Source organism: Salmonella sp. 32070601201500089SM (genome assembly GCF_017573605.1).
In the GTDB taxonomy this organism is placed as follows: domain Bacteria; phylum Pseudomonadota; class Gammaproteobacteria; order Enterobacterales; family Enterobacteriaceae; genus Salmonella; species Salmonella enterica.
Map to the genome: position 1 here is coordinate 271531 of NZ_JAGETK010000004.1, position 21325 is coordinate 292855.

Annotated in this window: 22 protein-coding genes; 16 read left to right on the plus strand and 6 right to left on the minus strand. The window is 53.9% G+C overall.

Annotated elements, in window-relative coordinates; translation table 11 throughout:
- The first annotated feature begins 18 nt into the window (after nucleotides 1-18).
- From hisJ to hisP, 4 genes are all read left to right on the plus strand, one after another.
- Nucleotides 19-801 (plus strand): histidine ABC transporter substrate-binding protein HisJ, encoded by a 783-nt coding sequence (hisJ, locus tag J4728_RS09280; RefSeq protein WP_000731868.1) that lies wholly within the window; start codon nucleotides 19-21, stop codon nucleotides 799-801.
- A 181-nt stretch (nucleotides 802-982) separates the two neighbouring features.
- Complete coding sequence (locus J4728_RS09285) at nucleotides 983-1669, plus strand: histidine ABC transporter permease HisQ (RefSeq protein WP_000965498.1); 687 nt, start codon at nucleotides 983-985, stop codon at nucleotides 1667-1669.
- Entirely contained in the window at nucleotides 1666-2373 is a 708-nt protein-coding gene (hisM, locus tag J4728_RS09290) for a histidine ABC transporter permease HisM (protein WP_000569771.1), read from the plus strand. The genes J4728_RS09285 and hisM overlap by 4 nt, the downstream gene beginning before the upstream one ends.
- Nucleotides 2374-2386: 13 nt before the next feature.
- Nucleotides 2387-3160, plus strand: coding sequence for a histidine ABC transporter ATP-binding protein HisP (gene hisP, locus J4728_RS09295; protein WP_001522337.1), 774 nt, complete (start codon nucleotides 2387-2389; stop codon nucleotides 3158-3160).
- A 51-nt stretch (nucleotides 3161-3211) separates the two neighbouring features.
- Here the strand turns inward: hisP and J4728_RS09300 are convergent, their stop codons facing one another.
- Both J4728_RS09300 and yfcG read right to left on the minus strand, forming a co-directional pair.
- Nucleotides 3212-4105: a TIGR01777 family oxidoreductase gene (locus J4728_RS09300; RefSeq protein WP_001166274.1), complete on the minus strand. Its 894-nt coding sequence runs from the start codon at nucleotides 4103-4105 to the stop codon at nucleotides 3212-3214.
- 125 nt (nucleotides 4106-4230) lie between these two features.
- Nucleotides 4231-4878, minus strand: coding sequence for a GSH-dependent disulfide bond oxidoreductase (yfcG, locus tag J4728_RS09305; RefSeq protein ID WP_000566563.1), 648 nt, complete (start codon nucleotides 4876-4878; stop codon nucleotides 4231-4233).
- A gap of 142 nt (nucleotides 4879-5020) precedes the next feature.
- On the opposite strand from yfcG, the gene yfcF reads away from it, so the two are divergent.
- From yfcF to yfcD, 3 genes are read left to right on the plus strand one after another with little or no spacing between them, the layout of a single operon-like run.
- Nucleotides 5021-5665 (plus strand): glutathione transferase, encoded by a 645-nt coding sequence (gene yfcF / locus J4728_RS09310; RefSeq protein ID WP_000043012.1) that lies wholly within the window; start codon nucleotides 5021-5023, stop codon nucleotides 5663-5665.
- A gap of 55 nt (nucleotides 5666-5720) precedes the next feature.
- A complete protein-coding gene (gene yfcE / locus J4728_RS09315) occupies nucleotides 5721-6272 on the plus strand; it encodes a phosphodiesterase (protein WP_000772458.1) in 552 nt (183 codons plus the stop codon).
- Between the two features lie 56 nt (nucleotides 6273-6328).
- Complete coding sequence (gene yfcD, locus J4728_RS09320) at nucleotides 6329-6883, plus strand: NUDIX hydrolase YfcD (RefSeq protein ID WP_000230215.1); 555 nt, start codon at nucleotides 6329-6331, stop codon at nucleotides 6881-6883.
- A gap of 5 nt (nucleotides 6884-6888) precedes the next feature.
- Here yfcD and J4728_RS09325 read toward each other — a convergent pair whose 3' ends face one another.
- Nucleotides 6889-7908 carry a LacI family DNA-binding transcriptional regulator gene (locus tag J4728_RS09325; protein WP_000026949.1) on the minus strand — a complete coding sequence of 340 codons (1020 nt, stop codon included), beginning with the start codon at nucleotides 7906-7908 and terminating at the stop codon, nucleotides 6889-6891.
- A 252-nt stretch (nucleotides 7909-8160) separates the two neighbouring features.
- Here J4728_RS09325 and J4728_RS09330 point away from each other — a divergent pair, with 252 nt between their 5' ends.
- From J4728_RS09330 to J4728_RS09350, 5 genes are all read left to right on the plus strand, one after another.
- Entirely contained in the window at nucleotides 8161-8604 is a 444-nt protein-coding gene (locus tag J4728_RS09330; RefSeq protein ID WP_000901813.1) for a PTS sugar transporter subunit IIA, read from the plus strand.
- Between the two features lie 80 nt (nucleotides 8605-8684).
- A complete protein-coding gene (locus J4728_RS09335) occupies nucleotides 8685-8957 on the plus strand; it encodes a PTS sugar transporter subunit IIB (RefSeq protein ID WP_000699818.1) in 273 nt (90 codons plus the stop codon).
- Between the two features lie 20 nt (nucleotides 8958-8977).
- Nucleotides 8978-10369, plus strand: coding sequence for a PTS ascorbate transporter subunit IIC (locus J4728_RS09340; RefSeq protein ID WP_208211646.1), 1392 nt, complete (start codon nucleotides 8978-8980; stop codon nucleotides 10367-10369).
- The gene (locus tag J4728_RS09345) at nucleotides 10366-11196 is read left to right on the plus strand and encodes a transketolase (protein ID WP_001103265.1); all 831 of its coding nucleotides are present in this window, start codon (nucleotides 10366-10368) and stop codon (nucleotides 11194-11196) included. The genes J4728_RS09340 and J4728_RS09345 overlap by 4 nt, the downstream gene beginning before the upstream one ends.
- Nucleotides 11189-12142: a transketolase family protein gene (locus tag J4728_RS09350; protein ID WP_208211648.1), complete on the plus strand. Its 954-nt coding sequence runs from the start codon at nucleotides 11189-11191 to the stop codon at nucleotides 12140-12142. The genes J4728_RS09345 and J4728_RS09350 overlap by 8 nt, the downstream gene beginning before the upstream one ends.
- A 48-nt stretch (nucleotides 12143-12190) precedes the next feature.
- Here J4728_RS09350 and yfcC read toward each other — a convergent pair whose 3' ends face one another.
- The 3 genes from yfcC to ackA form a co-directional block, all read right to left on the minus strand.
- A complete protein-coding gene (gene yfcC, locus J4728_RS09355; protein ID WP_000117932.1) occupies nucleotides 12191-13711 on the minus strand; it encodes a putative basic amino acid antiporter YfcC in 1521 nt (506 codons plus the stop codon).
- 217 nt (nucleotides 13712-13928) lie between these two features.
- Nucleotides 13929-16073, minus strand: a complete 2145-nt coding sequence (gene pta, locus J4728_RS09360) for a phosphate acetyltransferase (protein WP_000086692.1) — start codon at nucleotides 16071-16073, stop codon at nucleotides 13929-13931.
- Nucleotides 16074-16149: 76 nt separating this feature from the next.
- Nucleotides 16150-17352, minus strand: a complete 1203-nt coding sequence (gene ackA / locus J4728_RS09365) for an acetate kinase (RefSeq protein ID WP_000095689.1) — start codon at nucleotides 17350-17352, stop codon at nucleotides 16150-16152.
- Nucleotides 17353-17691: 339 nt separating this feature from the next.
- Between ackA and yfbV the strand changes: the two genes are divergently transcribed.
- From yfbV to J4728_RS09385, 4 genes are all read left to right on the plus strand, one after another.
- Nucleotides 17692-18147, plus strand: a complete 456-nt coding sequence (gene yfbV, locus J4728_RS09370; protein WP_000106617.1) for a terminus macrodomain insulation protein YfbV — start codon at nucleotides 17692-17694, stop codon at nucleotides 18145-18147.
- 82 nt (nucleotides 18148-18229) lie between these two features.
- Nucleotides 18230-18724: a YfbU family protein gene (locus J4728_RS09375; RefSeq protein ID WP_000426135.1), complete on the plus strand. Its 495-nt coding sequence runs from the start codon at nucleotides 18230-18232 to the stop codon at nucleotides 18722-18724.
- Complete coding sequence (locus J4728_RS09380; RefSeq protein WP_001555201.1) at nucleotides 18717-19394, plus strand: sugar phosphatase; 678 nt, start codon at nucleotides 18717-18719, stop codon at nucleotides 19392-19394. Before J4728_RS09375 ends, J4728_RS09380 begins: the two co-directional genes overlap by 8 nt.
- A gap of 76 nt (nucleotides 19395-19470) precedes the next feature.
- Nucleotides 19471-21297 (plus strand): SLC13 family permease, encoded by a 1827-nt coding sequence (locus tag J4728_RS09385; RefSeq protein ID WP_001012856.1) that lies wholly within the window; start codon nucleotides 19471-19473, stop codon nucleotides 21295-21297.
- Nucleotides 21298-21325: the final 28 nt, after the last annotated feature.

The window sequence follows — 21325 nt, forward strand, 5'->3', positions numbered from 1 at the left end:
AGTCTGTTGAGGATAGTTATGAAAAAACTGGCGTTATCCCTTTCTCTGGTGCTGGCATTTTCCAGCGCTACCGCAGCATTTGCCGCTATTCCACAAAAGATTCGTATCGGTACCGATCCTACATACGCACCGTTTGAATCCAAAAATGCACAAGGTGAATTGGTCGGCTTTGATATCGATCTGGCCAAAGAGCTGTGCAAACGTATCAACACACAGTGTACGTTCGTGGAAAACCCGCTGGATGCGCTGATTCCGTCTTTAAAAGCGAAGAAAATTGATGCCATCATGTCCTCGCTGTCCATCACTGAAAAGCGCCAGCAGGAAATCGCGTTTACCGACAAGCTTTACGCCGCTGATTCCCGTCTGGTGGTGGCGAAGAACTCTGATATTCAGCCGACCGTCGCGTCGCTGAAAGGCAAGCGCGTCGGCGTGCTACAAGGGACGACGCAGGAGACCTTCGGCAATGAGCACTGGGCGCCGAAAGGGATTGAGATCGTCTCTTACCAGGGGCAGGACAACATTTATTCCGATCTGACGGCTGGCCGTATTGATGCGGCGTTCCAGGACGAGGTCGCGGCCAGCGAAGGTTTCCTTAAACAGCCCGTCGGAAAAGACTATAAATTCGGCGGCCCGGCGGTGAAAGATGAGAAGTTATTCGGCGTAGGAACCGGTATGGGGCTGCGCAAAGAAGATAACGAGCTGCGCGAAGCGCTGAACAAAGCCTTTGCTGAAATGCGTGCTGACGGTACTTACGAAAAGCTGGCGAAAAAGTACTTTGATTTTGATGTTTATGGCGGTTAATCACCGTCGGTGCAGATAAAGCCCAAAGAATGTTGACTGTCTGCATTGCCTGATGGCGCTGTGCCTTGCCCGGCCTACGGAGCATCGTAGGCCGGGCAAGGCACAGCCGCCATCCGGCGTGATGTGAGGCAAAAATGCAAAAGAGGCTTCTTACTTCACCACACACAACAGGACAGGCTGCATGTTGTACGGGTTTTCAGGCGTAATTTTACAGGGCGCGATCGTCACGCTGGAACTGGCGCTCAGTTCCGTGGTGCTGGCCGTGCTTATCGGTCTCGTCGGCGCGGGGGCGAAGCTTTCGCAAAACCGGGTAACGGGGCTTATTTTTGAAGGATACACCACCCTGATTCGCGGGGTGCCGGATCTGGTCTTAATGCTGCTGATATTTTACGGATTGCAAATCGCGCTTAACGTGGTGACCGATTCGCTGGGTATCGACCAGATAGATATTGATCCGATGGTGGCCGGTATTATCACCCTTGGTTTCATCTACGGCGCCTATTTTACCGAAACCTTTCGCGGCGCGTTTATGGCGGTGCCGAAAGGCCATATCGAGGCGGCGACGGCCTTTGGTTTTACCCACGGGCAAACCTTCCGGCGGATTATGTTCCCGGCGATGATGCGTTACGCCCTGCCGGGGATCGGCAATAACTGGCAGGTGATACTCAAAGCGACGGCGCTGGTGTCGCTGCTGGGCCTGGAAGATGTCGTCAAAGCCACGCAGCTTGCCGGTAAAAGTACCTGGGAGCCTTTCTATTTTGCCGTGGTCTGTGGACTTATCTACCTGGTATTTACCACCGTTTCCAATGGTGTGCTGCTCTTACTTGAGCGTCGCTATTCCGTGGGCGTGAAGAGGGCCGATTTGTGATTGAGATCATTCAGGAGTACTGGAAATCCCTGCTGTGGACGGATGGCTATCGTTTTACCGGCGTGGCGATTACGCTGTGGCTGTTAATTTCATCGGTGGTGATGGGCGGTCTTCTGGCTGTGATTCTGGCGGTAGGTCGCGTTTCCAGTAATAAATTCATCCGTTTTCCCATCTGGCTGTTTACGTATATTTTTCGCGGCACGCCGCTGTACGTACAGCTACTGGTGTTCTATTCGGGGATGTATACGCTGGAGATAGTCAAAGGCACCGATCTTCTTAACGCGTTTTTCCGCAGCGGACTGAACTGTACCGTACTGGCGCTGACGCTGAATACCTGCGCGTACACCACGGAAATTTTCGCCGGGGCGATTCGCTCGGTACCGCACGGTGAAATTGAAGCGGCACGGGCCTATGGCTTCTCGTCATTTAAAATGTATCGCTGCATTATTTTGCCGTCGGCATTACGCATCGCCTTGCCTGCCTACAGCAACGAAGTGATTTTAATGCTGCACTCTACGGCGCTGGCGTTTACCGCGACGGTGCCGGATTTGTTGAAAATCGCCCGCGATATTAACTCAGCGACTTACCAGCCGTTTACCGCGTTTGGCATTGCCGCCGTGTTGTATTTACTCATTTCGTATGTCCTGATAAGCCTGTTCCGTCGGGCGGAAAGACGCTGGTTGCAGCACGTGTCCTCTAAATAATTCGAGTAACATGATGTCAGAAAATAAATTACACGTTATCGATTTGCACAAACGCTACGGCGGTCATGAAGTGCTGAAAGGGGTATCGCTGCAGGCCCGCGCCGGAGATGTGATTAGCATTATCGGCTCGTCCGGTTCCGGTAAAAGCACTTTTTTGCGCTGCATTAACTTCCTCGAAAAACCGAGCGAAGGCGCGATTATCGTGAACGGTCAGAACATTAATCTGGTGCGCGACAAAGACGGGCAGCTCAAAGTGGCGGATAAAAATCAGCTACGCTTGTTGCGTACCCGCCTGACGATGGTGTTTCAGCACTTCAACCTCTGGAGCCACATGACGGTGCTGGAAAATGTGATGGAAGCGCCGATTCAGGTACTGGGATTAAGCAAGCACGACGCGCGCGAGCGGGCGTTGAAATATCTGGCGAAGGTGGGGATTGATGAGCGCGCTCAGGGCAAATATCCCGTCCATCTCTCCGGCGGCCAACAGCAGCGCGTTTCTATTGCGCGCGCGCTGGCGATGGAACCTGAAGTTTTACTGTTCGATGAACCCACTTCGGCGCTCGATCCTGAACTGGTCGGCGAAGTGTTGCGCATCATGCAACAACTGGCGGAAGAAGGCAAAACGATGGTGGTGGTCACGCATGAAATGGGCTTCGCCCGCCATGTCTCTTCGCACGTTATTTTTCTGCATCAGGGGAAAATTGAAGAAGAGGGCGATCCGGAGCAGGTGTTCGGCAATCCGCAAAGCCCGCGTTTACAGCAATTCCTGAAAGGCTCGCTGAAATAAAAGAAGCCCGGCGGCGCATCGCTTACCGGGCAGGATACGGCGCTTTGGGAACTAGCGAATCACATCCGCCAGCGCCTCTTCTAAATCATACCAGCGAAATGCGAATCCGGCGGCTTCAAGCCGTTTTGGCAGCGCCCGCTGTCCGCCCAGCACCAGCACTGACGACTCTCCCATCAATAAGCGAATTGCCGTCGCCGGAATGCGAATAATCGCCGGGCGGCGCAGCGCGCGACCCAGCGCATGAGCAAAATGCTCATTATGGACGGGATACGGCGAGACCATATTGAAGGGACCGCGAAGATCGTTATCCAGCAGCCACAGAATGCCGTTGACCATATCGTCGATGTGAATCCAGGCCAGATATTGTCGACCATTACCCACCGGACCGCCGAGTCCGAGGCGAAACGGCGGAACCATTTTCCCCAGAATCCCGCCTTGCGGCGCCAGGACAACGCCGGTACGCAGCAGGCAGACGCGGGTCTGGTCGCTCTGCGCACGACAGGCAATCTGTTCCCAGCGGGCGCAAAGTTTATGCGTAAATTCGTTGTGCGGCGGCTCATCTTCAGTGACGACAACGTCGCCCAGATCGCCGTAATAGCCCGTGGCGGAGCCGGATATCAACACCGAGGGCGGCGTAGCGCTGGCATGAATTAAATCCACCAACTTTTGCGTGATAGCCCAGCGGCTTTGGCACAACCGTTCTTTTTGTTGTGACGTCCAGCGCTTGTCGGCAATCGGTTCGCCCGCCAGATTGATGATGGCATCAATCTCATTGAGGTGCTCACGTTCCGCCAGCCCTTTCCATAATGTCACTCTGGAATCGAGAATCTGACGCGCGTTATCGGGATTGCGCGTAACGACCGTCACCTGGTGCCCCAGTGTTAACAGCCGGGGAATGAGATGACGCCCTATCAGGCCCGTACCGCCGGTAATCAGAATCTGCATATGACCTCCAGAGTAGGGAGGATTTCCTCTTCCCTAATGTCAGGTTTTTAATACGAATAAGGGTGCCGGACGCAGGTTTTTTCCGTGTATACACCTCTACATCATACATGATGTATGCTACCGCGTTACGCTTTCGTACTGTTACAGTGCAGTTGCGCTTGTAACAGTGCGCGCGCTGTCGCAGGACGCGTGCGAATGCGTTCAAACCAGTTATACACCGCCGGGTAGGTATCAAGATCGATTCGCTGACGCTGATGTGCGTTAACCCACGGCCAACTGGCGATATCCGCAATACTGTAGTGGTCGCCGCCCAGCCACGGGGAGGTTTCCAGGCGTTTATTCAGGACGTTGTATAAGCGTTGCGTTTCAACCTGATAGCGTTCAATTGCATAGGGGATGGCCTGCGGCGCAAAGTGGTTAAAGTGATGATTCTGGCCCAGCATCGGCCCTAACCCGCCGACCTGCCAGAACAGCCATTGCAGCGTGGTATGGCGTTCACGCAGCTCCCCGCTAAGCAGTTTGCCGCTTTTTTCCGCCAGGTAGAGAAGAATTTCGCCGGATTCAAAAAGACTAAGCGGTTGACCGCCGTCTGCCGGGGCGTGATCGACGATGGCAGGAATTTTATTATTGGGAGAGATAGCCAAAAAATCAGGGCGAAACTGATTGCCCTTGCTGATATCTACTTTTAGCAAACGATACGCCAGCTCCGCCTCTTCCAGAAACAGCGTTATTTTATGCCCGTTGGGCGTGGGGGCGTAGTAAAGGTCAATCATTTTGGCTCCTGCATGTGCGTAAAGAGTCTGGGCTGAATTAAGTATAGAAAGCCTCCTGATGTGTGTGAGTTTTCATCAGGTGACAGCAGGCGAAAGACGCTATATTTTGGGAAGAAACCTAATACGCCCTCAAGAGGACATTATGAGTAAGCCTGTTATTGTGCTGTGGTCGGATGCGAACTTTTTCTCTCCCTACGTCTTGTCCGCCTGGGTGGCATTACAAGAAAAAGGGCTTTCCTTTACTCTGAAAACTCGCGATCTGGACCAGGGAGAACATCTGCAACCTGGCTGGCGAGGATATGCGCTGACGCAGCGCGTACCGGTGCTTGAGGCCGACAATTTTGAGCTGAGCGAGTCGTCCGCTATTGCGGAATACCTGGAGGAGCGTTTCGCGCCGCCGCAGTGGGAGCGTATCTACCCGCACGATTTACAAAAACGCGCCCGCGCGCGACAGATTCAGGCGTGGCTACGCAGCGATTTACTGCCGCTTCGCGAAGAACGGCCTACCGACGTGGTGTTTGCCGGGGCGAAAAAAGCGCCGTTAAGCGAGGCTGGAAAAGCCAGCGCGGCAAAACTGTTTGCGACGGCTGAAGCGCTATTGGGGCAGGGGACGCAAAATTTATTTGGTGAATGGTGCATTGCCGATACCGATCTGGCATTGATGATCAATCGTCTGGCGCTGCATGGCGATGACGTGCCGACATCGCTGGCGGCATATGCGACATTCCAGTGGCAGCGTGCTTCCGTACAGCGTTTTATTGCGCTTTCCTCGAAGCGTTCAGGCTGAAAATCTATTCATATTCCAGTATCATAACGCCGTTTTTCACAACGAGGAGTGAGCGATGAAACTGATGTTCGCATCGGACATTCATGGTTCTTTACCCGCCACGGAACGCGTGCTTGAGCGGTTCGCGCAAAGCGGCGCGCGTTGGCTGGTGATATTAGGCGATGTCCTTAACCACGGGCCGCGAAATGCGCTGCCTGAAGGCTATGCGCCCGCCCAGGTCGCCGAACGCCTGAACGCGGTGGCGACGCAAATCATTGCCGTGCGCGGCAACTGCGATAGCGAAGTGGATCAGATGCTGCTGCATTTCCCGATAACTGCGCCGTGGCAGCAAATATTGACGCAAGAGAGGCGGCTATTTTTAACGCATGGGCACCTCTTCGGGCCGACGAATCTGCCCGCTCTGCATACTGGCGATGTGTTGGTTTATGGTCATACGCATCTGCCGGTGGCGCAACAGCAGGAAGGACTGTATCACTTTAATCCTGGGTCAGTGAGTATCCCGAAAGGCGGGTATGCGGCAAGCTACGGTATTCTGGATGATAATGTGTTGAGCGTAATCGCACTCAATGATCAAAGTATCATTGCGCAGGTTGCAATTAACTCGTAATTTACCTCACAAACGTAAATGCGCCGTAAGAGCGCCAGAAATAAGAAGGTTTCCTGATGGTGGAACAGCGTCGTTTGGCAAGTACGGAATGGGTGGATATTGTGAATGAAGACAATGAAGTCATTGCACAGTCCAGCCGGGAACAGATGCGTGCGCAACGCTTACGGCATCGTGCGACGTATATCGTCGTTCATGATGGTATGGGTAAAATTCTGGTGCAGCGTCGTACCGAAACAAAAGATTTTTTGCCCGGTATGTTAGATGCTACCGCAGGCGGCGTGGTCCAGGCTGATGAGCAGCTACTGGAATCTGCCCGCCGCGAAGCGGAAGAAGAGTTGGGTATTGCAGGCGTGCCGTTTGCCGAACACGGTCTGTTTTACTTTGAAGACCAACATTGCCGGGTTTGGGGCGCGCTGTTTAGCTGCGTTTCCCACGGGCCTTTCGCGCTTCAGGAAGATGAAGTCAGCGAAGTGTGTTGGCTGACTCCGGAGGAGATCACCGCGCGCTGTGATGAGTTTACGCCAGATTCGCTCAAAGCGCTGGCGCTGTGGATGACCCGCAACGCCAAAAACGAAGCCGCGCTCCAGGAGAAACCGGAAGAGACGGAATAAGCGTTTTAGCAGCTTTCCCGCATACATAAACTGGAGGCGATGGATTTTCGATCGCTCCAGTTTCCCTGATTTAACCTTTCCAACAGCGCCCGTCCGGCTTCACTGCCAATCTTACGGTGCGGTACGGCCATGGTGGTTAACGGCGGCTGGCAGACCCGGCTGACATCGCTATCGCCAAACCCGACCACCGCTAAATCGTCCGGAACTTTGATCCGCCGTCGTTGGCACTCGTATAACGCGCCGCAGGCCAGCTCATCCGATACGCATACCAGCGCGTCCAGCTCCGGCCACGCCAGTAAAAACTCCGGCAGTTGCGACGCGCCGGTAGAAAAATTGGGTGGCAAGGCGGCATTAATCACCCGGTTTGGCGACATATGGTGGCGAAGCATCGCTTTGTACCAGCCGTGCAGATGTTGCTGAAAAATCCACTGCTCCTGATTGGCGCATAGTAGCCCGATATTCTGATAACCGCGCTGAATCAGCATTTCCGTCAGCTCATACATTGCCGCAACGTTATCAATACCGATATTCATATCAATAGGATCGCTGCGAATCGCGCCCATCTCCATCACCGGGATAGAGGCATTTTTCAGCCACTGGCGCACGGTAGTGCTATGTTCGACGCTAAGCAGAATCGCCGCGGCAATGTTGGAGGCCAGCAGCGTTTCGAGCAGCTTCTCCTCTTGTTCCACGCGATGCTGCGATTCCGCCAGCATAATCTGGTAGCCTGCGGGCTGTAAAATTTGTTGCAGCCCGGCGAACATTTCAGAACACCCCGCTTCCGCAAGGTTCGGTACGACCATCGCGATGGTGTGCGAGGAGGCAGACGCCAGCGCGCTGGCGGCGAGATTAGGCATATAGCCCAGCTCATGCACTGCCGCTTCGATTTTTTCCCGGAGTTTATCAGAGACCTGTTCCGGCGTGCGTAAGGCTCGTGATACGGTCATCGTGCCTACACCGGCAAGTTGGGCTACATCGGCGATAGTCACTTTACCGGTACTGCGCCGTTTACGGGGTATCGACATACAAATTCCTGCGTCATTACAACATGTTGAGATGCTTTTTTATTGTCGTTCTTTGCTTCGCATGACTGGCAGTATACGCCTTAAATCCGCTTTTTTGCTGTGATTTCACACCATGATTTTAATTTGATAGCGCTATCACAATTCTGAGTAATAGTCGCTGGTAGCGCTATCTTTGTGATAACGATCGCAGCTAATATCGAATGGCTTGAATAAAGTTTGTTCATAATTTCATACACCGTGGGGGCGAATAACATGCTGGGAACCTGGTTATCTGACGCAACCATCACGCTACAGGAGAGCGTGGAAACGTGGCCGCAGGCGCTGGAAATTTGCGGCAAACCCCTGCTGGATGCAGGTGTTATCGCACCGGAATACCTTACGGCGATTGTTCAGCAGCACCAAAAGCTTGGGCCGTATTATGTATTAGCGCCAGGGTTAGCGATGCCGCATGCGAGGCCGGAAGAGGGGGCGAAAGGGTTAGGTTTATCGTTACTGAAACTACAGCGCGGCGTTTCATTTGGCGCAGACGAATTCGATCCGGTTGACATCATTATTATGCTGGCGGCGCCTGATAAGCACAGTCATATCGAAATGATATCGGCGCTGGCGGAATTATTTTCCAGTGATGTAGATATGGAAAAATTACATCAGGCAAAAAACCTGGAGGACATTAAAACGATTATTGACCGTTTTTGATTTTATTCCATTTTCTTGCGGTAAATAACATTACGCCCGTGCGTGATGCAGACCAACTCTACTTTTAAAAGGTGACAATAATGAAAATCATGGCAATTTGCGGTTCCGGCCTGGGTAGTAGTTTTATGGTAGAAATGAACATTAAAAAAGTATTAAAGAAACTCAATATTGACGCTGAAGTAGAACACTCCGATCTCTCATCGGCCACACCCGGGGCTGCCGATCTTTTTGTAATGGCCAAAGATATCGCGGCCAGCGCCAGCGTACCGGAAAGCCAACTGGTGGTGATCAATAACATCATCGACATCAACGAACTGGAAACGCAGTTGCGCGCATGGTTCGCTAAACAATAATTATTGCTGGCGAGGTGGATATGTTTATCCTTGAAACGCTGAATTTTGTTGTTGATATTTTAAAAGTGCCCTCGGTGCTTGTAGGGTTAATTGCGCTGATTGGTCTGGTGGCGCAGAAAAAAGCGTTTTCCGATGTGGTAAAAGGCACGATTAAAACCATTTTAGGTTTTATTGTGCTTGGTGGCGGCGCAACCGTACTGGTGGGTTCATTAAACCCGCTAGGGGGGATGTTTGAACACGCTTTTAATATTCAGGGCATTATTCCTAATAATGAAGCGATAGTCTCAATCGCGCTGGAAAAATATGGCGCGTCCACGGCGTTAATTATGGCATTTGGTATGGTGGCCAATATTGTCGTGGCGCGCTTTACGCGTCTTAAATATATCTTTTTGACCGGGCATCACACCTTTTACATGGCCTGTATGATTGGCGTAATCCTGACCGTGGCGGGGTTTGAGGGCGTAGGGCTGGTCTTCACCGGATCGCTAATCCTGGGGCTGGTGATGGCCTTCTTCCCGGCGTTGGCCCAACGTTATATGAGGCGGATTACCGGTACCGATGACATTGCGTTTGGTCACTTCGGTACCCTGGGATATGTGCTTTCCGGCTGGATTGGCAGCCTGTGTGGTAAAGGCTCCCGCTCCACGGAAGAGATGAACCTGCCGAAAAACCTCAGTTTTTTACGCGACAGTTCTATCTCGATTTCGCTGACCATGATGATTATCTATCTGATCATGGCAGTCAGCGCAGGGCGTGAGTATGTCGAAGCGACGTTTAGCGGCGGGCAAAACTATCTGGCGTACGCCATCATCATGGCAATCACCTTCGCCGCCGGCGTGTTCATCATTCTGCAAGGCGTCCGTCTGATTCTGGCGGAAATTGTTCCGGCCTTTACCGGCTTTTCAGAAAAACTGGTGCCAAACGCGCGTCCGGCGCTGGACTGCCCGGTGGTGTATCCCTATGCCCCTAACGCGGTACTGATTGGCTTCCTGTTCAGTTTTCTCGGCGGGCTGGTGGGGCTGTTCCTGCTTGGACAGATGAAGCTTGTGTTAATCCTGCCAGGCGTTGTGCCGCACTTCTTTACCGGCGCGACCGCAGGCGTCTTTGGCAATGCCACCGGCGGTCGCCGCGGGGCGATGATCGGCGCATTTGCTAATGGTCTATTAATCACTTTCCTGCCAGTGCTGTTACTGTCGGTTCTCGGCGCGATCGGCTTCGCCAATACCACGTTCTCGGATGCTGACTTTGGCGTAATCGGTATTTTGCTGGGCAACCTGGCGCGTTATCTGTCGCCGATGGCTATCACGGGGCTGGTGGTGGCGCTATTCGCGCTACTGGTGGCGTACAACGTATTGGCCAAAAACAAAAAAGCGAATGCCGAAGTGCAGGAAAATAGCGGAGCGAAAGAATGAATGTAACCGAAATCACCCAACTGGCGCGCGATATTCGCGTCGCCACGCTCAAATCCTTAAACCATCTTGGCTTTGGTCACTATGGCGGCAGCATGTCGGTAGTGGAGACTCTGGCGGTTCTGTACGGCGCGGTGATGAAAATCGACCCTGCCGACCCGGACTGGCCGGAGCGCGATTACTTCGTACTGTCGAAAGGCCATGCGGGCCCCGCGTTGTACAGTACCCTGGCGATTAAAGGCTATTTCCCGCGCGAAGAGCTGAATACGCTTAACCAGAACGGCACCCGTCTTCCCAGCCATCCGGATCGGCTAAAAACGCGCGGCGTGGACGCCACGACCGGCTCACTGGGACAGGGCATCTCTATTGCGGGCGGTATGGCGTTGTCGCATAAACTGGCGCGGCGACCCAATCGGGTATTTTGCATTGTCGGCGATGGGGAGCTGAATGAAGGGCAGTGCTGGGAGGCGTTTCAGTTTATTGCCCACCACCGCCTGAATAATCTGACCGTTTTCATTGACTGGAACAAACAGCAGCTTGACGGCGAGCTGGAGGAGATTATCAATCCGTTCGATCTGGAAGGGAAATTCCGCGCGTTTGGTTTCGATGTCGTCACCGTCAAAGGCGATGATATCGCCGGACTACTGGCGGTTGTTCAGCCTGTGCCGCCCGCCGATGCCCAGCCAAGGGTAGTGATCCTTGACAGCATTAAAGGGCAGGGGGTGCCATGCCTGGAGCAGTTAACGAATTCTCACCACTTACGCCTGACGGATGGCATGAAGCAGACGCTCAATGAGGCCATTCATCAACTGGAGGTCATGCATGATTAAGCTTGCGCCCGCAGGGCTTAAAGACGATATCGAAATGCGCAAAGTTTACGCCGGTTTTGTCGCCGGGCAGATTGAGGCCGGAAGCCCAATTATTGCGCTTGAGGCTGATTTAATGAGCTCAATGGCGATGGACAGCGTGGCGCGTGACTACCCGCAGCATGTCATTAACTGCGGTATTATGGAGGCGAATGTGATTGGCACTGCGGCGGGGCTGGCGCTGACCGGTCGTAAACCGTTTGTGCATACCTTTACCGCTTTTGCCAGCCGTCGCTGTTTTGATCAGCTCTTCATGGCGCTGGATTATCAGCGTAACAACGTCAAAGTGATCGCCTCCGATGCCGGAGTGACGGCGTGCCATAACGGCGGCACCCATATGTCTTTTGAAGATATGGGGATTGTTCGCGGGCTGGCGCACTCCGTAGTACTGGAGGTGACGGATGCGGTGATGTTCGCGGATATTTTACGCGAGCTAATGGACCTGGACGGTTTTTACTGGCTGCGTACCATCCGTAAGCAGGCGCGGAGTATCTATGCGCCAGGCTCTACCTTTACCATTGGCAAGGGCAACGTACTGCGCGAGGGCGATGATATTACGCTTATCGCCAACGGCATTATGGTGGCGGAGGCGCTGGAGGCGGCGCGCCAACTGGAGCAGGAAGGCGTGAGCGCCGCAGTCATTGATATGTTCACCTTAAAGCCTATCGATCGCATGTTGGTGAAAAACTACGCGGAAAAAACGCGGCGTATCGTCACGTGTGAAAACCACAGCATCCATAATGGACTGGGGTCAGCGGTGGCGGAAGTGTTGGTGGAAAACTGTCCGGTGCCGATGCGCCGTGTTGGCGTCAAAGAGCGTTATGGGCAGGTAGGAACGCAGGATTTCTTACAAAAAGAGTACGGACTCACCGCCGCAGCGATTGTAGAAGCCGCGAAATCACTGCTTTAATCATGGAGATATTGCCGGATGGCGCTGATGCTCATCCGGCATTTCGGATTAATGATATCCCATCATCTGCGCGCCAATGACGACCACGCTGGACATAATAAACAGTAGTCCCAGCAGCGACGCCCCCACTTTCAGCCAGTTGCGAAAATCGACCCGGCACACGCCCAGCGTGGCCATCAGCGAGGCCGATGTCGGATAGATAATATGGCTGAAGCCATCGCCAAACTGGAAGGCCAGAACAGTCACCTGACGGTTAACGCCGACCAGATCGCCGAGCGGCGCCAGTAATGGCATGGTTAACGCCGCCTGACCCGAACCGGACGTGACAAAGAAATTAAATACCGCCTGGAAGAGCAGCATAAACCAGGCGGCGATAGCATTATTAAGCCCGCTGATGCCATGCGCGATACTGTTAAGCAACGTATTGAGTACGCTGGGTTCCCCGGCTTCGCCGTTGCCGACCAGCAGCAGAATGCCTTTGGCAAACCCCACCAGCAAGGCGGGCGCGATCATCATCCTCGCTCCTTCGGTGAATGAGGACGCCATCACGTTGACCGTCATACCGTTGAGGCGGAAGATAACGCCGATGAGGCCGATCACCACGCCCATGGTGAAAAACTGGCTGGCGATCTCCGGAATAAACCAGGCGTGGACAATCACGCCCCAGACGACCCAAATCATTACGCCGGTCAGGACCAGCAGTACCAGCCAGTCGCCGAAGGTGAAAGGGCGCTGGACGACTTCATCCTGCTGTTCGCGGAAATAGCGATCGGATTCGTGGACGCGGGAAAGCAGCGGATTCTTTTTCACGCGTGAGGCGTAGACCAGCGTAAAAACCAGCCCAATCAGCGTGGCGACAATCCAGACCACAATACGCAGCCCGGAGCCGGAAAGTACCGGCACGCCGGCAATCCCCTGGGCGACGACTACGCAAAACGGGTTCATCCACGAACTGGCAAAGCCAATTTGGGTGGCGATATAGGTCACCAGGACGGTGGTAATGCTGTCATAGCCCAGCCTGACCATCAGCGGGGCTATGATAATTGCAAAGGCGACCGCCTCTTCGCCCATGCCAAATACGGCGCCCCCTAACGAAAAGAGGACAAATAGCACCGGAATAAACAGGACTTCGTTGCCCCGCGTGTGGCGAATAAGCGCCAGAATGCCGTTATCCACGGTGCCGGTACGCATCACGATGCCGAATGCGCCGCCAATCACCAACATAAACATAATGATGCCGACGGCAGTGCCGAATTTCGATCCGGATGTTAACCCTTCAAACGGAAAATTCATCAGCCCTGGTCTTTCATCGCCGGTAGTGAAAAATTGTACGCGATGATACTGCGCTTCCCCGGCCTCATTGGTCACAATGCGAAAAGAGTGCGGGTCGACGACTTTGCGGGTTTTTGTCTGACCATCGACCTGATACTGCACTTCCTGGCTATCAAACATCCCAACGGGTACGACCCAGGTGGCGATACTGGTTAAAATGGCGACAAAAAAGATGATGACCAGCGTATCGGGCATTGCCCATTTTCTGGCTGTTTTTGATTCTGTAACGACAGACATGACAGACTATCCCTGTTGCAAAGCAAAGAGGCTAAGTATGAGAAGAAGGGAATAGTTATTCATTGATGCAGCGCAGTTAAGCAAAAAATTCCGCTTTGCAGGGTAAATAGCAGAATGCCGGATGGCGATGCTAACGCGTCTTATCCGGCCTACAACGGTATCTCACCTGTAGGCCGGACAAGGCGTTCACGCCGCCATCCGGCATTAGCTTTTACTGTTACTGCTGCTGTTGGGAAGCCTGGATCGCCGTCAGGGCGATGGTATAGACGATATCGTCAACCAGTGCGCCACGGGACAGGTCGTTCACCGGCTTGCGCATACCCTGCAGCATCGGCCCGATGGAGATCAGGTCGGCAGAACGCTGTACCGCTTTGTAGGTGGTGTTACCGGTGTTCAGATCCGGGAAAATGAACACGGTAGCGCGACCCGCAACCGGCGAGTTCGGCGCTTTGGATTTCGCTACGTCAGCCATGACCGCGGCGTCGTACTGCAACGGACCGTCGATCATCAGGTCAGGACGTTTTTCCTGCGCCAGACGCGTCGCTTCACGTACTTTCTCTACGTCGCTGCCCGCGCCAGAGGTGCCGGTGGAGTAGGAGAGCATTGCCACACGCGGTTCGATGCCGAAGGCAATGGCGGAATCCGCAGACTGAATCGCGATTTCTGCCAGCTGCTCTGCAGTCGGGTCTGGGTTGATTGCGCAGTCGCCGTAAACGTAAACCTGTTCCGGCAGTAGCATAAAGAACACAGAAGAGACCAGGGAGCTACCCGGCGCCGTTTTAATAAGCTGCAGCGGCGGACGGATGGTGTTGGCGGTGGTATGAACCGCGCCGGAAACCAGGCCGTCGACTTCGTCTTGCTCCAGCATCAGCGTGCCGAGCACCACGTTGTCTTCCAGCTGCTCGCGGGCAACCGGTTCGGTCATGCCTTTGCTCTTACGCAGCTCAACCAGGCGAGCGACATAGCTTTCACGCACCACTTCCGGATCGACGATTTCAATACCTGCGCCCAGCTCAACGCCCTGAGATGCCGCGACGCGGTTGATTTCATCCGGGTTGCCCAGCAGAACGCAAGTGGCGATGCCGCGTTCAGCGCAGATTGCCGCCGCTTTGACGGTACGCGGTTCATCGCCTTCCGGCAGCACTACGCGTTTACCGGCTTTACGCGCCAGCTCAGTGAGTTGGTAGCGGAACGCCGGCGGAGAGAGACGACGGCTACGCTCGGAAGTGGCGGTCAGCGACTCGATCCACTCAGCGTTAACGTAGTTCGCGACGTATTCCTGAACTTTCTCGATGCGCTCATGGTCATCAACCGGGACTTCCAGATTGAAGCTTTGCAGGCTCAGCGAAGTCTGCCAGGTGTTGGTGTTTACCATAAAGACCGGCAGACCGGTGGCGAATGCGCGTTCGCACAGTTTAGAAATGCGTGCGTCCATTTCATAGCCGCCGGTCAGCAACAGGGCGCCGATTTCTACGCCGTTCATCGCGGCCAGGCAAGCTGCGACCAGTACGTCCGGACGGTCAGCGGAGGTCACTAACAATGATCCTGCGCGGAAATGTTCCAGCATATGCGGAATACTACGCGCGCAGAACGTAACGGATTTAACGCGGCGGGTTTTGATATCGCCTTCGTTAATGATGGTGGCGTTCAGGTGACGCGCCATATCGATAGCGCGGGTCGCAATCAGGTCGAAGCTCCACGGCACTGCGCCCAGAACCGGCAGCGGGCTGGATTCCTGCAGTTTAGCAGGATCGATTTTGATCACCTGCGCTTTGGAAGAGTCGTCAAAAATCTCCGACAGATCCGGGCGAGTACGGCCTTGTTCATCAACCGGCGCATTCAGTTTGTTGATGATAACGCCGGTGATGTTGGTGTTTTTCGCGCCGCCGAAGCTGCTGCGCGTCAGTTCGATACGCTCGTTCAGCTGTTCTGGCGTGTCGGTACCCTGAGACATGACAAAAACGATTTCCGCATTCAGCGTTTTCGCGATTTCATAGTTCAGAGACTGAGCGAACTGATGTTTACGGGTCGGAACCAGACCTTCAACCAGCACCACTTCCGCGTCTTTGGTATTCGCATGGTAGTTCGCGATGATCTCTTCCATCAGCACGTCTTTCTGGTTGCTGGAGAGCAGAGATTCAACGTGGCTCATCTTCAGCGGTTCAGCCGCCGGCAGGGTAGAGTTCGCGCGAACGATAGTGGTGGTCTGGTCAGGCGCATCGCCGCCAGCGCGAGGCTGGGCGATAGGCTTAAAGACGCTCAGACGAACGCCTTTGCGTTCCATAGCACGGATGACGCCGAGGCTGACGCTGGTCAGGCCGACGCTGGTTCCGGTAGGGATCAGCATAATAATACGGGACACGGTTTATCCTCTTTCGTTACCGTCTTTTGGGGACGGGTTACAAAACAGCACCGCCAGCGAGGCTGGCGGTGTGAAATCAGGCAGTCAGACGGCTCGCGTCCTGCGCGATAACCAGTTCTTCGTTGGTTGGGATCACCACCGCCGGACGGGTACCTTCTTTGTTGATGAAACCAGATTTGCCGAAGCGGGCCGCCAGGTTACGTTCGTGGTCGACTTCAAAGCCCAGCACGCCCAGTTTACCCAGAGACAGTTCGCGAACCATCGCGGCGTTTTCACCGATACCGCCGGTGAACACGACTGCATCCAGACGACCGTCCATCAGAGCGGTGTAAGAACCGATGTACTTCGCCAGGCGGTGGCAGTAAACGTCCATCGCACGTTTTGCGTCTTCTTTGGTGGCGTAGTTGTCTTCAACATAACGGCAGTCGCTGGTCACTTCAGTCAGACCCAGCAGACCGGACTCTTTGGTCAGCATTTTGTTGATCTGATCCACGCTCATACCCAGAGTGTCGTGCAGGTGGAAGATAATCGCAGGGTCGATATCGCCGGAACGGGTACCCATGACCAGGCCTTCCAGCGGGGTCAGACCCATAGAGGTATCCACGCATTTACCGTTACGGATAGCGGAAACAGAACCGCCGTTGCCCAGGTGGCAGGTGATAATGTTCAGTTCTTCTACCGGCTTGTTCAGCATTTTTGCCGCTTCCTGAGTTACATAGAAGTGGCTGGTGCCGTGTGCGCCATAGCGACGAACGCCGTGTTCTTTATACAGGCTGTACGGCAGGGCATACAGGTAAGATTCTTCCGGCATGGTCTGATGGAAGGCGGTGTCGAATACTGCAACGTTTTTATCTTTCAGCTGCGGGAAAGATTTCAGCGCTTCGGCGATACCAATCAGGTGAGCCGGGTTATGCAGCGGTGCGAAAGAGGCGGAATCTTTGATGCCCTGAATGACGGACTCATCAATGACTACGGAGCTGGTATACTTCTCGCCGCCGTGTACGATACGGTGACCAATTGCAGTTAACTGCGCAGACAGTTCTGGTTTTTGTGCCAGAATAGTGTTAACGATAAAGTTCAGCGCTTCACTGTGAGCGGCGCCTGCACCTAAAGCCGCTTCTTGTTTACTGCCGTCCATTTTCCATTTGATGCGTGCTTCTGGCAGATGGAAACATTCGGCTAAACCAGAAAGGTATTCATCACCATTAACTGCATCAATAATTGCAAATTTCAGTGAAGAACTACCGCAGTTCAGAACCAGTACTAACTTACTCGACATGGAAGTACCTATTTATGATACGTGGCTAAAAAAACGTCAGTGAGCCATAGAGCGTAGCGCATGATAGCCCTGACATTTATGATTAACATCATGCGCAGGAGTTTTTTTGGGCATGATGGAAGAAATACCTTTGAGTCTATGCCATTTTGCGTATTTTTCAGCCAATGGCATACTATGTGTAATATTGACGACTCAATGATTTTAAACTACCGGCCTTTGACAGGCCGACACAGGATACCTGATAGTGGGTATCGAAGACAAAATGTTTTGAACGTTGTCCCTCGCAGTTGTTGTTTTGCACAAATTTTTTAAATTTTATATGTGAAGTTGAGGTAGGCCATGTCGACACCGGATAATCGCTCCGTAAATTTTTTTAGCTTATTTCGCCGGGGGCAGCACTACGCGAAGACGTGGCCGATGGAAAAACGGCTGGCGCCCGTTTTCGTCGAAAACCGCGTCATTCGTATGACGCGCTATGCCATACGATTTATGCCGCCTGTCGCCGTCTTTACATTATGCTGGCAGATAGCGCTGGGCGGTCAGTTAGGTCCGGCCGTGGCGACCGCCCTGTTCGCCCTGAGCTTGCCTATGCAGGGATTATGGTGGTTAGGGAAACGTTCCGTGACGCCATTGCCGCCTTCAATCCTTAACTGGTTTTACGAAGTTCGCGGTAAATTGCAGGAGGCTGGACAAGCGCTGGCACCGGTAGAAGGAAAGCCGGATTACCAGGCATTAGCTGACACGCTTAAGCGCGCCTTCAAACAACTGGATAAAACTTTCCTGGATGATTTGTAATTGACCCCGGATTACGCATATAAAAGAAGGCATACCAATGCCTTCTTTTTTTCATCGCTATAGCGTGATACAGGAGTTCAAAATGGAAATGACCAACGCGCAACGTCTGATTTTGTCTAACCAGTACAAAATGATGACGATGCTCGATCCCACCAACGCCGAGCGTTACCGTCGCTTACAAACAATTATTGAACGCGGCTACGGCCTGCAGATGCGCGAGCTGGATCGCGAGTTTGGCGAGCTGACGGAAGAGACCTGTCGTACCATCATCGATATTATGGAGATGTACCATGCGCTGCACGTCTCCTGGACCAACCTCAAAGATACGCAAGCCATCGACGAACGTCGCGTCACCTTCCTGGGGTTTGACGCCGCGACGGAAGCGCGTTACCTCGGCTATGTCCGTTTTATGGTGAATATAGAAGGACGCTACACTCACTTTGACGCCGGGACGCACGGCTTTAATGCCCAGACGCCGATGTGGGAAAAATACCAGCGGATGTTGAATGTCTGGCATGCCTGCCCGCGTCAGTACCACCTGAGCGCGAATGAAATCAATCAAATCATTAATGCCTGAGGAGGCTCGCGTGCAGTGTAAAGGTTTTCTGTTTGATCTGGATGGAACGTTGGTTGACTCATTACCTGCCGTCGAACGCGCGTGGTGTAGCTGGGCCGATCGTTTTAACCTTGCTCATGATGAGGTGCTGGGCTTTATTCATGGCAAACAGGCGATCACCTCGTTGCGGCATTTTATGGCGGGTAAATCGGAGGCGGAAATTGCCGCTGAGTTTACGCGCCTGGAGCAAATAGAAGCCACTGAAACCGCAGGGATCACCGCGTTGCCGGGGGCAGTCGATTTACTCAATCACCTGAATAAAGCGGGCATTCCGTGGGCTATCGTCACCTCCGGTTCAATGCCGGTCGCGCGTGCGCGCCATCAGGTCGCGGGCCTTCCAGCGCCAGAGGTGTTTGTCACCGCCGAACGAGTCAAACGCGGCAAACCGGAGCCGGATGCGTATTTGCTGGGCGCACAACTGCTTGGCCTGGCCCCTCAGGAGTGCGTCGTAGTAGAAGATGCCCCGGCTGGCGTGCTGTCCGGACTGGCTGCGGGCTGCCACGTCATTGCGGTCAATGCGCCGGCCGACACGCCGCGTCTGGCGGATGTTGATTTTGCGTTGGATAGCCTGACGCAATTATCGGTCGCTAAACAACCAAACGGCGATGTGGTGGTGTTAAGAAAGACCTGATCATGATATCGCCCCGCTTTGGCGGGGCATATTTATGGCAGAATCGCGTTATCTTCTCATCTGACAAGGATATGTTGTGAACGGTGAATTGATTTGGGTTCTCTCTTTACTGGCGATTGCCGTCGTGTTGTTTGCGACGGGCAAAGTACGTATGGATGCGGTGGCTTTATTCGTCATTGTTGCTTTTGTCCTTAGCGGTACCTTGACCCTTCCGGAAGCCTTCTCCGGCTTTAGCGATCCGAATGTCATTCTTATCGCCGCCTTATTTATTATTGGCGACGGCCTCGTGCGCACCGGCGTTGCGACGGTGGTCGGTACCTGGCTGGTTAAAATGGCGGGCAGCAGTGAAATCAAAATGCTGGTTTTACTGATGATCACCGTCGCCGGACTTGGCGCTTTCATGAGTTCAACCGGCGTGGTGGCGATCTTTATCCCCGTTGTTCTTAGCGTTTCTATGCATATGCAGACCTCGCCTTCGCGCCTGATGATGCCGCTGAGTTTTGCCGGGCTTATCAGCGGAATGATGACGCTGGTGGCGACGCCGCCGAACCTGGTGGTTAACAGTGAACTGCTGCGTGAAGGCCTGCACGGGTTCAACTTTTTTAGCGTGACGCCGCTGGGGATAGTGGTGTTGGCGCTCGGCATTGTTTATATGCTGGTGATGCGCTTCATGCTAAAAGGCGATGCGCCCGGACAACAGGCCGGTAAGCGGCGCACTTTCCGCGATCTTATCCGCGAGTACCGTCTGACGGGGCGCGCTCGTCGTCTGGCGATTCGCCCCGGTTCGCCGATGGTGGGACAGCGGCTGGACGACCTTAAACTGCGCGAACGTTACGGCGCCAATGTCATCGGCGTTGAACGCTGGCGGCGCTTTCGGCGGGTTATCGTCAATGTGAACGGCGTATCGGAGTTTCGCGCTCGCGACGTTCTGCTGATTGATATGTCGGCGGCGGAGGTTGACCTCAGAGAGTTCTGCGCCGAGCAACTGCTGGAACCGATGGTATTGCGTGGAGAATATTTTTCCGATCAGGCGTTGGATGTTGGCATGGCGGAAATTTCGCTTATTCCGGAGTCTGAACTGATAGGCAAGTCGGTGCGTGAAATCGCCTTCCGTACACGTTACGGGCTGAATGTGGTCGGCCTGAAACGCGACGGCGTCGCGCTGGAAGGATCGCTGGCCGATGAACCGTTATTGATGGGCGATATCATTCTGGTTGTGGGGAACTGGAAGTTAATCAGCCTGCTGGGGCAAAAAGGCCGCGACTTTGTGGTGCTGAATATGCCGGTCGAGGTCAGCGAAGCCTCTCCTGCGCACAGCCAGGCGCCGCACGCCATTTTCTGCCTGGTACTGATGGTGGCGCTGATGTTGACCGATGAAATTCCCAACCCGATCGCGGCGATTATCGCCTGCCTGCTGATGGGGAAATTTCGCTGTATTGATGCTGAAAGCGCGTATAAAGCGATCCACTGGCCGAGTATTATCTTGATTGTGGGTATGATGCCGTTTGCGCTGGCGTTGCAAAAAACCGGCGGCGTCTCTCTGGTCGTGCAAGGATTAATGGATATCGGCGGCGGCTATGGGCCGTATATGATGCTGGGATGCCTGTTCGTGCTGTGCGCCGTCATAGGACTGTTCATTTCTAACACGGCAACGGCGGTGCTGATGGCGCCGATTGCGCTGGCGGCGGCGAAATCGATGGGGGTGTCGCCCTATCCGTTTGCGATGGCGGTGGCGATGGCGGCATCCGCCGCCTTTATGACGCCGGTTTCATCGCCGGTGAATACTCTGGTTCTGGGGCCGGGAAACTATAGCTTTAGCGATTTTGTGAAGCTTGGCGTGCCGTTCACGCTTATTGTGATGGCGGTTTGTATTGTGATGATTCCGATGTTGTTTCCGTTTTAACCCAGGCTGGAAAAGGCCTGATGGCGCT

Bases quoted from the DNA above. Each gene is read 5' to 3' on its own strand.
- J4728_RS09350 (WP_208211648.1), top strand. From the start codon at position 11,189: ATGATTAAGCTTGCGCCCGCAGGGCTTAAAGACGATATCGAAATGCGC.
- yfcE (WP_000772458.1), top strand. From the start codon at position 5,721: ATGAAACTGATGTTCGCATCGGACATTCATGGTTCTTTACCCGCCACG.
- yfcG (WP_000566563.1), bottom strand. From the start codon at position 4,878: ATGATTGACCTTTACTACGCCCCCACGCCCAACGGGCATAAAATAACG.
- yfcD (WP_000230215.1), top strand. From the start codon at position 6,329: ATGGTGGAACAGCGTCGTTTGGCAAGTACGGAATGGGTGGATATTGTG.
- J4728_RS09285 (WP_000965498.1), top strand. From the start codon at position 983: ATGTTGTACGGGTTTTCAGGCGTAATTTTACAGGGCGCGATCGTCACG.
- J4728_RS09345 (WP_001103265.1), top strand. From the start codon at position 10,366: ATGAATGTAACCGAAATCACCCAACTGGCGCGCGATATTCGCGTCGCC.
- J4728_RS09300 (WP_001166274.1), bottom strand. From the start codon at position 4,105: ATGCAGATTCTGATTACCGGCGGTACGGGCCTGATAGGGCGTCATCTC.
- yfbV (WP_000106617.1), top strand. From the start codon at position 17,692: ATGTCGACACCGGATAATCGCTCCGTAAATTTTTTTAGCTTATTTCGC.
- yfcF (WP_000043012.1), top strand. From the start codon at position 5,021: ATGAGTAAGCCTGTTATTGTGCTGTGGTCGGATGCGAACTTTTTCTCT.
- J4728_RS09375 (WP_000426135.1), top strand. From the start codon at position 18,230: ATGGAAATGACCAACGCGCAACGTCTGATTTTGTCTAACCAGTACAAA.
- J4728_RS09380 (WP_001555201.1), top strand. From the start codon at position 18,717: ATGCCTGAGGAGGCTCGCGTGCAGTGTAAAGGTTTTCTGTTTGATCTG.
- hisJ (WP_000731868.1), top strand. From the start codon at position 19: ATGAAAAAACTGGCGTTATCCCTTTCTCTGGTGCTGGCATTTTCCAGC.
- hisP (WP_001522337.1), top strand. From the start codon at position 2,387: ATGTCAGAAAATAAATTACACGTTATCGATTTGCACAAACGCTACGGC.
- J4728_RS09335 (WP_000699818.1), top strand. From the start codon at position 8,685: ATGAAAATCATGGCAATTTGCGGTTCCGGCCTGGGTAGTAGTTTTATG.
- J4728_RS09330 (WP_000901813.1), top strand. From the start codon at position 8,161: ATGCTGGGAACCTGGTTATCTGACGCAACCATCACGCTACAGGAGAGC.
- ackA (WP_000095689.1), bottom strand. From the start codon at position 17,352: ATGTCGAGTAAGTTAGTACTGGTTCTGAACTGCGGTAGTTCTTCACTG.
- J4728_RS09340 (WP_208211646.1), top strand. From the start codon at position 8,978: ATGTTTATCCTTGAAACGCTGAATTTTGTTGTTGATATTTTAAAAGTG.
- yfcC (WP_000117932.1), bottom strand. From the start codon at position 13,711: ATGTCTGTCGTTACAGAATCAAAAACAGCCAGAAAATGGGCAATGCCC.
- J4728_RS09325 (WP_000026949.1), bottom strand. From the start codon at position 7,908: ATGTCGATACCCCGTAAACGGCGCAGTACCGGTAAAGTGACTATCGCC.